Source organism: Sphingomonas sp. H160509 (assembly GCF_024124765.2).
Classification (GTDB): Bacteria; Pseudomonadota; Alphaproteobacteria; order Sphingomonadales; family Sphingomonadaceae; genus Sphingomonas.
The window spans coordinates 541,248-555,171 of the sequence record NZ_JAMXSR020000002.1; the positions used below are offsets into that span (position 1 = coordinate 541,248).

A 13,924-nucleotide genomic window follows, 5' to 3' on the forward strand; every position below is an offset into this window, starting at 1 on the left:
GCAAGCGCCGCTTCAGCCCATCATTTGCCGTTGCCGCTGCGAGCGCTTCGGTTCAGGTCCCACGCCGCCATCGCGTGCCGGATGGCCGCGCGGATCGTTTCTGCAGGGATACCGTCGCGCGCCTGGATCGAAATTCCCAGCACGAGTCCATCGTACAACGCGACCAAGCCATCGATGTCGACGGCGGGATCGAGATCGCCAGCGTTCACGCCAGCGGTAATACACCGACGCAACGCTTGCCGTGTGGCATCGCGCTCGATCCGCGTCAGCGCACGCGTCGATGCACTGGCTTCCGACGAGATCGTCGCCGACAGCGTGACCATGCAGCCAGTGGGATGCGCGACGTCGGTCTGTACCGCTACCGACGCGATCAATGCTTGTTCGAGCCGCGCGCGGGGCGGCAGCCGTTCGTCATCGAGCGCGTCGATGATGCTGCCATGCCGGTCCAGGTACCGCGCCAGCGCTTCCCGGTAAAGCGCTTCCTTCGAGCCGAACGCCGCGTAGAAACTTGCCGACGAGATGTCGCCCATCGCGTGGCGCAGCGTCAGCAGCGACGCGCCCCTCATACCCGTGCTCCCAGAACAGGTGCATCGCGCTGTCCAGCGCCGCATCCCGGTCGAAACCACGCGGTCGTCCGCTCCGTGCCATAAGTCTCCGCTCCTGACGTTGTGGACTAATCGATCCATTATTCGTTGACAAGCCGCGTTCGGTCGTGGACTGCACTGGACCAGTCGATCCAGAAGTGAGTATTCCGTGCGTCCAAACCCTATTCCGACCGACGCCGGCGCGAGCGAGACGCTGCCGATCTCCGCCTTGCTGGCGCTGGCGATGACCGGCTTCACCGCGATCCTGACCGAGACGCTGCCCGCCGGACTATTGCCGCACATGGCAGCGGGATTGGGCGTATCGGAGTCGCTCGCCGGGCAGACGGTCACGGTCTATGCGGTCGGGTCGCTGCTCGCGGCGATCCCGCTCACCCTGTACACGCAAGGCTGGCGTCGCAAGCCGACGCTGCTGGTCGCGATCGTCGGGTTCCTGATCTTCAACTGCGTAACCGCGGTGTCGACCTGCTACGCGCTGACGCTGGTCGCGCGGTTCATGGGTGGCGTCGCGGCCGGGCTCGGCTGGGGGATCATCGCCGGCTATGCGCGGCGGATGGTCGTCGCGCCGTTGCGCGGCAAGGCGCTGGCGATCGCGATGGTCGGTACGCCGCTTGCGTTGTCGATCGGCGTTCCGCTGGGGGCGATGCTGGGCACCACGCTTGGCTGGCGCATGGCGTTCGGGCTGATGTCGATCACGACGCTGGTGCTGATCGGCTGGGTACTCTGGCAGGTGCCGGATTTCCCCGGACAGCCGGCGGAGGAGCGACTTTCGATCGCGCGCGTCTTCCGCACGCGCGGCGTACGCACCGTGCTCGTCACGCTGTTCGCGTGGATCACCGCGCACAACATCCTCTATACCTACATCGCGCCGGTCGCCGCGCTCTCGGGCGTGCAAGGCCGGCTCGACCTGCTGCTGCTCGGGTTCGGCGTTGCCGCGCTGGTCGGGATCTGGGTGACGGGCGTGCTGGTCGATCGGGCGTTGCGGCCATTGGTACTAGTGAGCCTGACGGTGTTCGCGGCGGTGTCGCTCGCGCTCGGGCTGTTTGCAGCCAGCCCCGTCGTGACGATCGCGGCGACGATCCTGTGGGGCCTGTCGTTCGGCGGTGCCGCAACGCAGCTCCAGACCGCGCTGGCCGATGCTGCGGGCGAGGGGCGTCGATCTGGCGAACGCGATGCTGACGACGACGTGGAACGGCGCGATCGCCGCGGGCGGGATCGTCGGCGGCGTAATGCTCGATCATCTCGGCGCCGGGTCGCTCGCCTGGGCCGTGCTGGCGCCGACGTTGCTGGCGCTCGTAATCGCATCGCGCGCCCACCGCCACGCCTTCAAGCCCGGTCCACGGGCATTCGATTGATGCACCGATCGTACGCCTAACTCAGGAGATTCCGATGAAAGCCTATCAAATCGGCGCGCAGGACGGCATCGACGCGCTCGTCGCGACGACCCGGCCCGAGCCCGTCGCCGGCCCCGGCGAAGCGCTGGTCGCACCGCGTCTCGTCGGGCTCATCAGCCGCGACGTACAACTCCTGCGCGGTACCTATGGTCCTCGCCAACCCGAGACCCGCATCCCGATGTCCGAAGGCGTCGGCGAGGTCGTCGCTATCGGGGAGGGCGTGACCGAACTCGCGGTCGGCGACCGCGTCGTCTGCGGCCATTTCGCAAGCTGGCTGGACGGCACGTTCCGGTCGGACGTCTTCGCGCACGATATCGGCATCACGCATGACGGCTGGCTGGCCGAGCGCATCGTCCTGCCCGCGGCGGCGCTGGATCCGGGTGCCCGACGCGCTGGCCGATGCCGATGTCGCCGGGCTTGCGTCCGCGGCGCTGACGGCCTGGAACGCGCTGGTCCAGATCTGTCACGTCGAGGCTGGCGACACCGTCCTGTGCCTGGGAACGGGCAGCGTCTCGCTTGCCGCGCTGAAGATCGCCAAGGCGCGCGGCGCCCGGGTCGCGATCACCTCGTCCCAAGCTGCAAAACTCGCGACGGCGCGAGCGCTCGGCGCGGACATAATTGTCAACTACCGGACCTCCCCCGATTGGGCAGCCGAGGTGATTGCCAAGACGGACGGCAAGGGTGCCGACATCGTGATCGACACCGGCGGCGTCGATACGCTGGGCCAGTCGATCGCTGCGGCCGCGGCAAATGCGCGTATCATCGTCGTCGGCGTGTCGCCGGGCGAGGGGCCGGCGATCCCCGATTATCTGTCGCTCATCGTCAAGAACGTGACGATCCGCGGCATCGCCAACGGCAGCCGCGCGATGTTCGTCAATCTGCTCGACGCGATGGTGGCGGACGGGATGACGACGGTGGTCGACCGGACCTTCGCCTTCGACGACGCGCCAGACGCCGTCCGCTACTTCGCCGCCGCCGGGCATCTCGGCAAGGTGATGATCGCGTTCTGACCGTGCCTGATCGCCGGCATCACGCGATCCTGTCGGCAAAGACGCGAGGCACGCGGACGACCGTGCCGTGGCGCGCGTTCTCGGGAAACCGGATGCGCGCGCTTTCGTCGGTCCAGTGGACAAAGTCCGTGGTCGATGCGCCGCCGAAGCGATGCTGCTCGTACACGTCGTAATAGACCATGTTGCGGTCGCCGAGCCGTATCGCCGTCGGTCCCTCCGTCATCGGTTTGGTGAACGGCGCGCTGACCGGCCCGAACGGACCGGTCGGCGAGGCCGCGGACCGGCTCACCAGCCACCGCCGCGTCTCGGTGTCGTGCGTCTCGTCCTTGTAGATCAGCCGCAACCCGCCGTCGGTCAGCCTCAGCCAGGTGAAGTCGATCGAGTCGGTACCGGGATCGAACAGCAACTTGGTCGGTGTGAACGTACGGAAATCCTTGGTGCGCGTATAATAAGGGGCGCAGCTTGATCCCTGCGAACTTCTCGCCGGCAGTCGCCCCGAAACGGCCGTCGATGCTGCTCGACCACATGATGACGAAGTCGCCCCGCGCGCGATCGTAGATCGCCTCGGGCGCCCAGCTGTTGCGGACGCCGACAAAGCCTTTCATCACCGGAATGGTCTGTTGCGGCGACCAGTGCATCAGGTCGCGCGACGTGGCGTGACCGATGACGGGGCCGAACCAGTCGCTCGTCCAGACGAGATGCCAGAGCCCATCCGGTCCCTGCACCAGGTTGGGATCGCGCATCAGCCTGTTCTCGCCGACCATCGGCGTCAGGAAGCCGCGACCATTGCCTAGCGCGCGAAAGACATACCCATCGTCGCTGCGGGCGAGCTTGAGCCCCTCGCGACCCTCATCCTTGTCGGTGAAATAGCTGAGCAGGAACACGTCGTCCGGCGCGGTACGCGCGGGAGACGGGCAGGGCGGCACACCAAATCGCAGCACCGATACCGGCAAGGGCGGTACGCCGGTCGATGAAGTCCATGGTCGAATGCTCCGATACGGCGCGCGCGCCCGAGTTCAGCGGTCAGTGTGACAGCTGAATCGGTCATGTAAAGCACGCAGCACTCGGAGCACTTCGCGGCGGGCATAGCCCTACCGCCGATCACGCCCGCATCGCGTACTGGCGGCAATGTTCCAGATACCCGGCCTCATGGCTTCCCGCCAACGACACAACGCTCTCCCACAGCCAGTTCGGCGCATCGATCGCGCCGCGACGGTCCGCATCGAGCACGCTTGCCCATTCGTGACGCGTGTCCGTATCCATCTGACGCGCGTGTGCCTTGCCGACCACGAACGCGAGATACCGCGCCGCCTTTACGGCCTGTCCCGCGCTGAACTGCTCGACCTCGAGCTTCAGGTCCTGCGGCGACAGTTCGCGAACGAACAGCGACCGATCGAGCGCACGCGCGGCGACCATCCGGCTGCCCAGGTGAGGAGACAGCGCGCGCGCAGCCTCAACGACGCGGGCCGCCTGGTCGGCCGGCATCTTCGCACCCTTTGCGGTAGGCGCGATCGGTGTCGTCGCTTCCTTCAGGTCGATCAGCGCATAGTCCGATCGCCCCTTCGCGTTCTTCAGCCCGACCAGTGCCGCAAACCGCAGCAGCCCAAGCGAGCTGCATCCCTTCATCCAGTAGGCGGCGTCGACCAGCCGGACGGTCCGGTTCCGGTCCTTCGCGTCGAGCGAGAGAACCAGCGCTGCGACCTCCGGCTCGGTGACCAGTTCGGCGAGCGCATCGCGTTCGGATTGCTCCAGCGGCCAGAACTTGTCGCCGAGCGGGATCATCGGCTCCTGCGTCGCGAACCGCTCCTTGGCGAGATGCCGCCAGCGGCGTCCCAGCGCGCGGCGCTTGACGCTGCGGACCGCCTCGGGCTCGGGGCCGGCATCGTTGCTCGCGGGATCGGCCATCGCGCTGGCATAACCGGTGACCATCTCCTCGATCATGTGAGCGGTCGTCACGCCGGGCAGATCGGAGCCTCGCGCCGCGGTCGCAAGCGACAGCCCGAGGCGGATCAGGTCGTGCGCCGGGTTGCCGATCACCGCCTGGTCGAGGTCGCGGATCTGGATCGCGATCCGCCCGCCACCATCGTTGATCGGGCCGAGGTTACCAAGATGGCAGTCGCCGCAGATCCAGATCGCCGGCCCCTGCGGAACGCGTCGCGACGCGGGTGACTCGTCGAGCCATTCGTAGAACTTGGCCGTGTTGCCCCTGACATAGGCATGGGTCGAGCGCGCCATTTTCAGTTGGCGCTTGGCGGCCAAGATAGCCGGTCGCTCGGCCAGTGTCGGTTTCGTCATATCGGTCCTTTATGCCGCGACGGACGGTCCGTCGGGCAGAATATGCTCGTTACGCTCGGTGGACTTGATGCGGCCAGAAAACGGTAGCCGGCCACAGATCGCTTACGAAAAACCGACGACCGCATGCGGGACATAGGGTTCTTCCAAGCGCGCGATCTCGCGGTCGGTAAGGCCCAGTTCGAGCGCCGCGATCGCATCGTCGAGATGCGCGGTCTTCGACGCCCCGATAATCGGCGCGGATACCTCGGGTTTCGCCAGCACCCAGGCGAGTGCCACCTGTGCCCTCGGCACGTCGCGCTCCTTGGCGATCGTCGCGACCGTCTGCACCACCTTGCGGTCCGCCTCGACGGTATGCGCGTACAGCGTCTTGCCGAACTCGTCGGTCTGCGACCGTCCGGTGGTCTCGTCCCAGTCGCGCGTCAGGCGCCCGCGGGCGAGCGGGCTCCAGGGGATCACGCCGACCCCTTCGGCGTCGCACAGCGGCAGCATCTCGCGCTCTTCCTCGCGGTACAGCAGGTTCAGATAATCCTGCATCGTCGCGAACCGCGTCCAGCCATTCGCTTCGCTGACGTGCAGCATCGTCGCGAACTGCCATGCGAACATCGACGACGCACCGATATACCGCGCCTTGCCTGCCTTCACGACGTCGTGCAGCGCCTCCAGCGTTTCCTCGATCGGCACGTCGTAATCGAACCGGTGGATCTGGTAGAGATCGACATAGTCGGTGCCGAGCCGCGAGAGACTGGCATCGATCTCGGCCATGATCGCCTTCCGGCTGAGACCAGCGCCGTTCGGGCCCGGACGCATCCGACCGTGCACCTTGGTGGCGATCACCACTTCGTCGCGGCGGGTGAAGTCCTTGAGCGCACGACCGACGATCTCCTCCGACGTGCCATCCGAATAGACGTTGGCGGTGTCGAAGAAGTTGATCCCCGCCTCGACCGCGGCGCGCAGGATCGGGCGACTGGTTTCCTCGTCCAGCGTCCACGCGTGATTGCCGCGATCGGGGATGCCGTAGGTCATGCAGCCCAGGCAAAGCCGCGAAACGTCCAGGCCGGTGCTGCCGAGTTTGGTGTAGTCCATGATTCGTCTACCCTCAGAGGTTCACGTGCCGAACGAACGGCACCGCGATGCGGTCCGGTATGATCGGCGCGATTGCGGAAACGCAGCGTCGCGGATCCCGACGTACGCGGTAAACGCGCGAAGAATGCAACGATCATGGTCGTCCGTCGTTCGCCCTGCATCCCCAAACTACACCGAAGGACCGATATGTTCGGACACAAGAAGAAGGTGCGCTATGCCGTCGTCGGCGGTGGCCAGATCTCGCAGCAGGCGTTCATGCCGGGCATCGGTCGGACCGACAATTCGGAACTCGCGGCGCTGGTCACGGGCGATCCGGTCAAGGCGGACAAGCTCGCCAAGCTCTACGGTATCAAGGCATGGACTTACGAACAGTATGACGAGCTGCTCAAGTCGGGCGAAATCGACGCCGTCTATGTCGCGACACCGAACTTCCTCCATCTGCAATACGCGGTTCCGGCGCTCGAAGCGGGCATCCACGTCCTGCTCGAAAAGCCGATGGCGTCCAGCGTTGCCGAAGCCGAACAGATCATCGGCGCGCAGAAGAAGGGCGGCGGCAAGCTGATGATCGCCTATCGCCTCCACAACGAACCGGGCACGGTCGAGATGATCACGCGCGCTCGCGACGGCGAGTTCGGCGAGTTGCGCAGCTTCGTTTCGGTGTTCGCGCAGAATGTCGCTGAGGCCAATTCGCGCGGTCATAACGGTTACTGGGGCGGTCCGGTGCCGGACATGGGGACGTACCCGCTCAACGCGGTGCGCAACCTGTTCGGGCAGGAGCCCATTGCCGTGCATGCGATCGGTACGAAGACCCCCGGGCGCGGCTTCAACTTCCACGACACCGTGGCGGTCACGCTGCGCTTCCCCGATGAACGCGTCGCCCAGTTCAGCGTGAGCTACGCCACTGCATCGGCCGAGTTCTTCGAACTTGTCGGCACCGAGGCCAGCATCCACGCGTCGCCCGCCTTCATGTTCGGGCCGAAGATCGGCATTACCTATGTCGAGAAGACCAGCGCCGGCAGCAAGACGCACAGCTTCAATCCGGTCGAACAGTTCGGCAACGAGACGCAGTATTTCTCGAACTGCATCCTCGAGGACCTCCAACCCGAAGCCGACGGCGAGGAAGGCCTGTTCGACGTGCGTGTCCTGGCCGCGATCGAGCGATCGCTCGACACCGGCGAGACCGTGACGCTCGAACCGGCTTCGCGAAGCCGCCATGTCGAACCGGACCAGGCGCTTAAGCTCAAGCCGGCGAAGGAACCGAGCGAGGACGAGATGATCAGCATCATCCCCCAATCGGCATGATCGACTCCGGCATCCGTCTCCTTCGCCGCGATGACCAGCGGGGCAGGGGACGGATGCCGAGCGATTGCCGTGGTGCTTCGGCAAAGGCCGTTTCCCGGTGACAGAGCCGACCTACGTCATCGGTACCGCCGGCTGGAGCATACCGGCCGCGGATCGGCCCAACTTCCCGGAAACGGGCACCGCGCTACAGCGTTACGCGGCGGTGATGCACGGTGTCGAAGTGAACTCGTCCTTCCACCGGCCACACCGGCAATCGACTTGGGCTCGATGGGCCGCCAGCGTTCCCGACGATTTCCGGTTCGCGGCAAAGATACCCAAGTCGATCAGCCACGATCTTCGCCTGCACGATGCCACCGCGCCGCTCGATCGCTTCCTCGACGAGGTGTCCGGCCTGGGTGGCAAGCTTGCGCTCCTCCTCCTGCAACTACCGCCAAGCCTCGCCTTCGATCATGCGACGGTCACCCGTTTTCTTGCGGACGTCGGCGAACGAACCGATACCAGCATCGTGTGCGAACCGCGCCACGCCAGCTGGTTCGAGCCCGATGCCGACAGCCTGCTAGCGGCCCAAAAAGTAGCACGGGTCGCTGCCGATCCCGCCCGGGTCCCGGCGGCGGCACGTCCGGGTGGTTGGCGTGGGCTCACTTATTACCGGCTGCACGGATCGCCGGAAATGTACCGAACCGCGTACGGACTCGACCGCCTACGCGACTATGCGCGCCTGATTGCCGAGGACCGCGCAGCGGGGCGCCTGGCATGGTGCATGTTCGACAACACGGCCGCCTCTGCGGCGCTGGGTGATGCGCTTCAGTTGATCGAACTGGTCGACGCATTGTCGGACGGCAGGGCGGGCTAAAACCCGATCTTCGCCAGCGCGGCGGACAATTCCGCATTCGACGCAGTGTCGTCCTTGGGAGAAAGCCGGTTCAGCACGGTCTGGACGCGCGTTTGTACGACCTGGAGCGTCTTGTGCCGCACCTTACGCGTGGCGTTGGTACGCCAGGATGCACTTTCGCCCAGCAACGCCGCCCATTTGGCTTCTTCAGCAGCCAAGATCGCCAGCGCCAGCCGCAACCCGTCTCGCCGGCCATGCGCATACTCGTCCGACATCAAGCGGTTTTCTCCCTGCGACCCGACACCATTCACCGTCGTCGCCAATCAATAGGCCGAGCGCCCCGTGAAGGGCTACCCGATACCGATGATCAGTCCGCCTTGATGCCGTAACGCGCATACCGCCTGTCGACGCTCGGTAGAAGCCGCCGCGCAATCGCGAATTCCTTCGTCGCTTCGGGTCGCCGGTTCGATTTCACCAACACGATTCCGCGCATGAAATGGCTTTCCGCCTGGTTGGGCGTCGACGCCAGCACCGCGTCGAGATCGGCAAGCGCCTGCTCGTACTTTCCGAGCCGATACCAGACCATCGCCCGGCTATCGAGCGGACCACTCGTGTCGGTGCTCAACTCGATCGCCCCCGTACAGTCCTTCAACGCGCTGTCGATCATGACCATGCGCGTTCCCTTGGCCCAGCATCGTCCGTTCATCAGTGACGGCGAACCCGGCTTGTCCGCGATCAGGCTGTCGAACAGCACGAGTGCTGCGGTGACGTCGCCATATTCTCCGAGCAGGCCGGCCTTGGCTTCGCGGAAGGCGTTGCGCATGCTGCCGCCCAGCGCGATGCGCTGATCGAGCAGCGCCAGCGCTCCGGGCATATCGCCGCCTTCGGCCTTCAGGTCGCTGAGCTGGCCGATCGCCTGTTGCGACGAAGGATCCAGGGCACGCGCTGCTTCCGCGTCCTTGAGCGCCGCCGCCATGTCGCCCAGTTCGTGCGACTCCGTCGAGCGTTGGAGATAGAGATCGATCGTCGGGGTGATCGCGATCGCGTGCGTGAGGTCGGCGACGGCACCGCGACGATCCCCCACGCCGCTTCTGAGCGACGCACGGCTGGTATAGCCGCTGGCTTCTTCGGGATCGTCGGCGATCGACTTCGCAAAGATCGCCTCGATCGCCCTCAGTTGCGTGGCACCGGGCGGGTCGATGGCGTTGATGTCCCAGCGACGCCGCGTGTCGACCGAGGCGACGATACGCGGTGCGCGCGCCTTCGCGGTCGTCAGGGCATCGCGCTCCGCCGGAATGCGGGCAACCGCGATCTCGCCGCCGACCGTGTCGATCCGCTCGTCGAGCGTGAACATACCGTTCGCCAGGCTGGCGCTGCGAACGATGTCATACCCGGCGATGTTCGCCTTGAGATCGGGTTCTCCCTCCAGCGCGAAGGCACGGCCACCGTCGGGAAGGCGCAACCGCAAGCGATAGCGCAGGCCGTCGGGCTGGTTGACCAGAACGGGGACGGCTGCCCAGGTCGCCTTGCTGCGGTCGGGATCGAAATTGACCTGATCGATCAGCCTGTCGACCGTGCGCTTGCGGCGACGGTCGTCGGTCGTCCAGATCGTGCTCGTCGCGCCGCGTGCCTTCAGCGTGACCGCACCGGTGATCGGATCGGACGTTATCGACGAACTGTCCCTCGCCCAGGAAGCCCTGCAGGAACTGCCCGACGGCCTGGCGCTGCTCCTTCTCGCCCAACTGGGTCTTGGCCATCGTCAGCATCGCCGCCGGTCGCCCGTGGACGATCGCCGTCGCCTCGAACGCACTCGGCAAGTCGACGCTGGCGGTTTCGTCCGCCTCGACGATCAAATCGATCACCGGACGCGCATTCGCGTGCGTCACGATTCTGAGAAGCGCGGCACCGTCGGCGCGGATCGGCAGGACATAGCTGACGTCGGGCGTGTCGTGGATATCCGCAAGCCTCGAACCGGCGCCCGTCCCATCGAGCCACAGGGTCTGGCCGCCGATCGTCGCCTTCACGAAGACGTGGTTGAAAGCCGCCGCGCTCGGCAGCCTCTCGGCCACGAAGTCGCCCGATCCAACGGCGGCGAGGACCGGCTCGGCATCGATGCCCATCGCCCGCAGCATCGACAGCAACAGTACGGTCTTCGCCTTGCAGTCGCCGTAGCGAACCTCCCACGTCCGCGCGGGTTTCTGCGGAACATAGTTTCCGCCATCCATACCGACGGCAAGATAGCGGATCTTGTCCTGGACGAGTTCCAGCGCGCGTTCGGCCCTGCCGATCGGCGTCGCATCCGCCTTCATGATCGCGTCGACCTCGACCCTCAGCGGGGAGCCGGGCGCGATGGCGTTGGCTTCCGCGCCATATAGCGGTGCGAAGGTCTTTGAGACGTCCGCCCAGTCGGCGAACGTGGCGAATTCGATCATCGGCGGATGCCGGAACCGACTTGGCGCATCCTGCGGCATCTCGACCGGCTTTGGCGCGGGCAGGGCCAGGTCGAGCACGGTGTAATGCCCGTCGCGGATCGGCACGGCCTTGACGCCGTCGGCCTCCAGCTTCCAGCGCGGTGGCGTCGCGGTCGGCCACGATATGCGTGCGCGGGCGAAGGCAACCCGCGCGGGTAGGGCGATCATCGGAACGACGTTCTGCACGCGCCCGCCCAACGCGGCGTCTTTCGATGTCGTCGACGCCCGCAGCCGCAGGATGTCGCCGACCTGAAGACCTTCGACCGCCAGCGTCGCCGTCAGGATACCCGTCAATTCGCGCTGTTCTAGCGCTTGCTCACGCCGCAGGACCGTGAACTTCTGTCCGTTCGCCAGCAGGTCGATACGCTGGCTCCCGCGCCAGATCGCCAGTTCGTGAACGATGATGTCGCCCTTGTCCGGCGCCCAGGGCAAGGCGAGCGACGTCGCCTGCGCCAGCATCTCCGGCGAGGTGATGTGCGACGCGACATCTATGTAGGACCACAGCCGCCCGTCCTCGATGCGTTGTTGCGTATCGAAGATCACCAGCGCCGGCGTATCTCCGCCTGTCTTCGCCGCGTCAGGCAGCACGGCCGGAATGATCCAGCCGGGCGCGGGCTGATACAAGGGAAGGTCGCCGGCCTGCGCCGCAGACGTCGCCACGCACCCCAGCGACACCGCTGCAACCACTATACTTCGCACAATTCGGCCCCCCGATGATCCCCCACGCAAACGATATCGGCAAATTCGTCCGCAAGCCCAGAGAAATCGCAGATCGATGATCGACACGCGCAAATCGCCGTCACTGTCGGTCAACTCTCGCCGCATCTCCGGAGACGGAATCGACCCGCCAGTTCTCTATTCCGCGGGCAAGCGATCGTTCTTGGGCGGCGCCGGATCGCCGATCGCGTCCAACATTGCCGTGATCCGCCGAAACTCGTCCCGCAGTGCCGGCACGGCATGGTCGATGAACGCGCGAACGACGCCCCGGCTTCCCCGGTCCGGATGGAACACGAGGTGCGCCGGCTGCGGTGGTGGCTCGAATGCTGTCAGAACGGTGACGAGGCGGCCTGTCGCCAGGTCTTCCGCCACCTGATATCCCCGGGTGCGCACCAGCCCGATGCCGCGAACCGCCGCATCGATACCCGCGCCCGCATTGTTCAGGCTCAGGCGGGTCCGAACCCGGATCGATCGGACGCGGGCGCGCTCGGTCTCCGATCCGAACGACCATAGTTCGCCATCGCCTTCGACGTTCAACCCGATGCAATCGAACCGGCCCAGATCCTGCGGCGTCGCCGGTATGCCGCACCGCGCGATATAGTCGGGCGAGGCACAGACGAGCGTGCGAACGTCGCCAAGCTTGGTCGCAGACATCGTCGAGTCGGGCAGCGGTGCGAGCCGAACCGCCATGTCCACGCCTTCGCCGATCAGATCGACGAGGCGGTTGACCAGCAACACGCGCGCACTGGTCGACGGCTCGCGGCGCAGGAACGTTTCGAGCACCGGCATCACCTTCAGCCGTCCGAAGAGCTCCGGGGCGGTCAGGACGAAACTGCCACGCATCGGGCCTTCAGACGGGGCGGGCGCGAAGTCGCCGAGCCGCAGCAGCACGTCGCGCCATACTTCCACGTGCCGTTCCCCCGCCGGGGTCAGGTGCAGCCGACGCGTCGACCGGAGCAATAGCGCTTCGCCGGCAATGCCCTCCAGCAACGCGATGGCCCGCGTCACGCTGGCCGCAGACCGACCATGCCGACGCCCGGCGGCGGCTAGCGATCCTTCGTCGACCGAGGCCACGAACAATTTCATCGCATCGAGCCGGTCCATCGTTGCGGATCCTGCAACTGAGCCTACCGGCATGCAAGCATTATGATCCGTGGTGAAACGATTATCTGGAGTATTCAACGAAGGACAACGCCATGAGAACGAACCTGACTACGCCGACCCGCCGAGGTGTCATGTCTGCCTTGGCCACGGGTCCTGCAGTCCTGGCGGCGGCGCGCTCGACCGTCGCGGACGCGTCGCGCGTCGCCACGTCACCGAAGAATGCGTCGGCGGCATCCGTCCGGTATCGCAGGCAGAAAGTCGGCGACGTCGACCTGTTCTACCGAGAGGCCGGGCCGGTTGACGCGCCGTTCATCCTGCTTCTCCATGGGTTCCCGACGGCGAGTCACATGTTCCGCGACCTGATCCCGCAACTGGCCGACCGGTTTCGGGTCATCGCGCCGGACCTGCCCGGGTTCGGCCAGACCAAGGCGCCGCCGCGCGGGACATTCGCCTATACGTTCGATGCCTTGGCGACCGTGGTCGGCGGTTTCGTCGAAGCGCTCGGCCTGACGCGGTACGCGCTCTACATCTTCGATTATGGCGCACCCGTCGGTCTGCGTCTCGCGATGCGCCATCCCGAACGCGTCTCGGCGATCGTTTCGCAGAACGGCAACGCGTACGTCGAGGGCTTCAGCGACCAATGGGGACCGTGGGAGGCGTATTGGCGCGATCCGAGCGCAAGCAACCGCGAAGCCTGCCGGTCTTCTCTCGCGCCGGACACGATCCGGAACTGGCAATACGGCACCGGTGCCGATCCGCTCCGACTATCACCCGACGGCTACGAGCTCGACATCGCCTATATGGCGCGACCGGGTGCGGACGAGATCCAGCTCGACCTGATCCTCGACTACCGGACCAACGTCGCACTCTACCCCGCCTTCCAGGCGTACCTGCGCAAACATCGTCCGGCCTTGCTGGCAGTCTGGGGTCGGCATGACCCAGCGTTCCTGCCAGCCGGCGCCACCGCGTATCGCAGCGATGTCCCGGACGCGGAGGTCCACCTTCTCGACACCGGCCACTTCGCACTGGAAACGCACCATGCCGAGATCGCGGCGTTGATGCGCGACTTCCTCGCACGGAGGACCTGAGACGATCCCCCAGGCGTGGCTGCAAA

Annotated in this window: 13 protein-coding genes and 1 pseudogene; 6 read left to right on the forward strand and 8 right to left on the reverse strand. The window is 66.0% G+C overall.

Features of this window, described 5'->3' with window-relative positions; translation table 11 throughout:
* Positions 1–20: 20 nt before the first annotated feature.
* Positions 21–566 carry a TetR/AcrR family transcriptional regulator gene (locus NHF48_RS04265; protein WP_253070371.1) on the reverse strand — a complete coding sequence of 182 codons (546 nt, stop codon included), beginning with the start codon at positions 564–566 and terminating at the stop codon, positions 21–23.
* 187 nt (positions 567–753) lie between these two features.
* On the opposite strand from NHF48_RS04265, the gene NHF48_RS04270 reads away from it, so the two are divergent.
* From NHF48_RS04270 to NHF48_RS04280, 3 genes and pseudogenes are all read left to right on the forward strand, one after another.
* A complete protein-coding gene (locus NHF48_RS04270) occupies positions 754–1,977 on the forward strand; it encodes an MFS transporter (RefSeq protein ID WP_253070372.1) in 1,224 nt (407 codons plus the stop codon).
* 14 nt (positions 1,978–1,991) lie between these two features.
* Positions 1,992–2,306 (forward strand): annotated as a pseudogene (locus tag NHF48_RS04275) (alcohol dehydrogenase catalytic domain-containing protein); the annotation flags it as partial.
* A 16-nt stretch (positions 2,307–2,322) separates the two neighbouring features.
* Positions 2,323–3,006, forward strand: coding sequence for a zinc-dependent alcohol dehydrogenase family protein (locus NHF48_RS04280; RefSeq protein ID WP_253070373.1), 684 nt, complete (start codon positions 2,323–2,325; stop codon positions 3,004–3,006).
* Here NHF48_RS04280 and NHF48_RS04285 read toward each other — a convergent pair.
* From NHF48_RS04285 to NHF48_RS04295, 3 genes are all read right to left on the reverse strand, one after another.
* Complete coding sequence (locus NHF48_RS04285; RefSeq protein ID WP_253070374.1) at positions 2,958–3,947, reverse strand: hypothetical protein; 990 nt, start codon at positions 3,945–3,947, stop codon at positions 2,958–2,960. The two genes, NHF48_RS04280 and NHF48_RS04285, sit on opposite strands and share 49 nt — an antisense overlap.
* Positions 3,948–4,107: 160 nt before the next feature.
* Positions 4,108–5,301 (reverse strand): DUF2252 family protein, encoded by a 1,194-nt coding sequence (locus NHF48_RS04290; RefSeq protein WP_253070375.1) that lies wholly within the window; start codon positions 5,299–5,301, stop codon positions 4,108–4,110.
* A 102-nt stretch (positions 5,302–5,403) separates the two neighbouring features.
* Positions 5,404–6,384: an aldo/keto reductase gene (locus tag NHF48_RS04295; RefSeq protein ID WP_253070376.1), complete on the reverse strand. Its 981-nt coding sequence runs from the start codon at positions 6,382–6,384 to the stop codon at positions 5,404–5,406.
* A gap of 186 nt (positions 6,385–6,570) precedes the next feature.
* Here NHF48_RS04295 and NHF48_RS04300 point away from each other — a divergent pair, with 186 nt between their 5' ends.
* Together NHF48_RS04300 and NHF48_RS04305 are read left to right on the forward strand one after the other, a co-directional pair.
* Entirely contained in the window at positions 6,571–7,686 is a 1,116-nt protein-coding gene (locus tag NHF48_RS04300; protein ID WP_253070377.1) for a Gfo/Idh/MocA family protein, read from the forward strand.
* 97 nt (positions 7,687–7,783) lie between these two features.
* On the forward strand, positions 7,784–8,539 hold the full coding sequence (locus tag NHF48_RS04305; protein WP_253070378.1) for a DUF72 domain-containing protein: 756 nt from the start codon (positions 7,784–7,786) through the stop codon (positions 8,537–8,539).
* Here NHF48_RS04305 and NHF48_RS04310 read toward each other — a convergent pair.
* From NHF48_RS04310 to NHF48_RS04325, 4 genes are all read right to left on the reverse strand, one after another.
* A complete protein-coding gene (locus tag NHF48_RS04310) occupies positions 8,536–8,793 on the reverse strand; it encodes a hypothetical protein (RefSeq protein ID WP_253072333.1) in 258 nt (85 codons plus the stop codon). The two genes, NHF48_RS04305 and NHF48_RS04310, sit on opposite strands and share 4 nt — an antisense overlap.
* A gap of 92 nt (positions 8,794–8,885) precedes the next feature.
* The gene (locus NHF48_RS04315; protein ID WP_263816713.1) at positions 8,886–9,980 is read right to left on the reverse strand and encodes a tetratricopeptide repeat protein; all 1,095 of its coding nucleotides are present in this window, start codon (positions 9,978–9,980) and stop codon (positions 8,886–8,888) included.
* Entirely contained in the window at positions 9,904–11,688 is a 1,785-nt protein-coding gene (locus tag NHF48_RS04320) for a DUF3857 domain-containing transglutaminase family protein (RefSeq protein WP_263816715.1), read from the reverse strand. The genes NHF48_RS04315 and NHF48_RS04320 overlap by 77 nt, the downstream gene beginning before the upstream one ends.
* A 156-nt stretch (positions 11,689–11,844) precedes the next feature.
* Positions 11,845–12,792: a LysR family transcriptional regulator gene (locus NHF48_RS04325; RefSeq protein ID WP_263816716.1), complete on the reverse strand. Its 948-nt coding sequence runs from the start codon at positions 12,790–12,792 to the stop codon at positions 11,845–11,847.
* Positions 12,793–12,902: 110 nt separating this feature from the next.
* Here NHF48_RS04325 and NHF48_RS04330 point away from each other — a divergent pair, with 110 nt between their 5' ends.
* Positions 12,903–13,898 (forward strand): alpha/beta fold hydrolase, encoded by a 996-nt coding sequence (locus tag NHF48_RS04330; RefSeq protein ID WP_253070382.1) that lies wholly within the window; start codon positions 12,903–12,905, stop codon positions 13,896–13,898.
* The last annotated feature ends 26 nt before the right edge of the window (positions 13,899–13,924 follow it).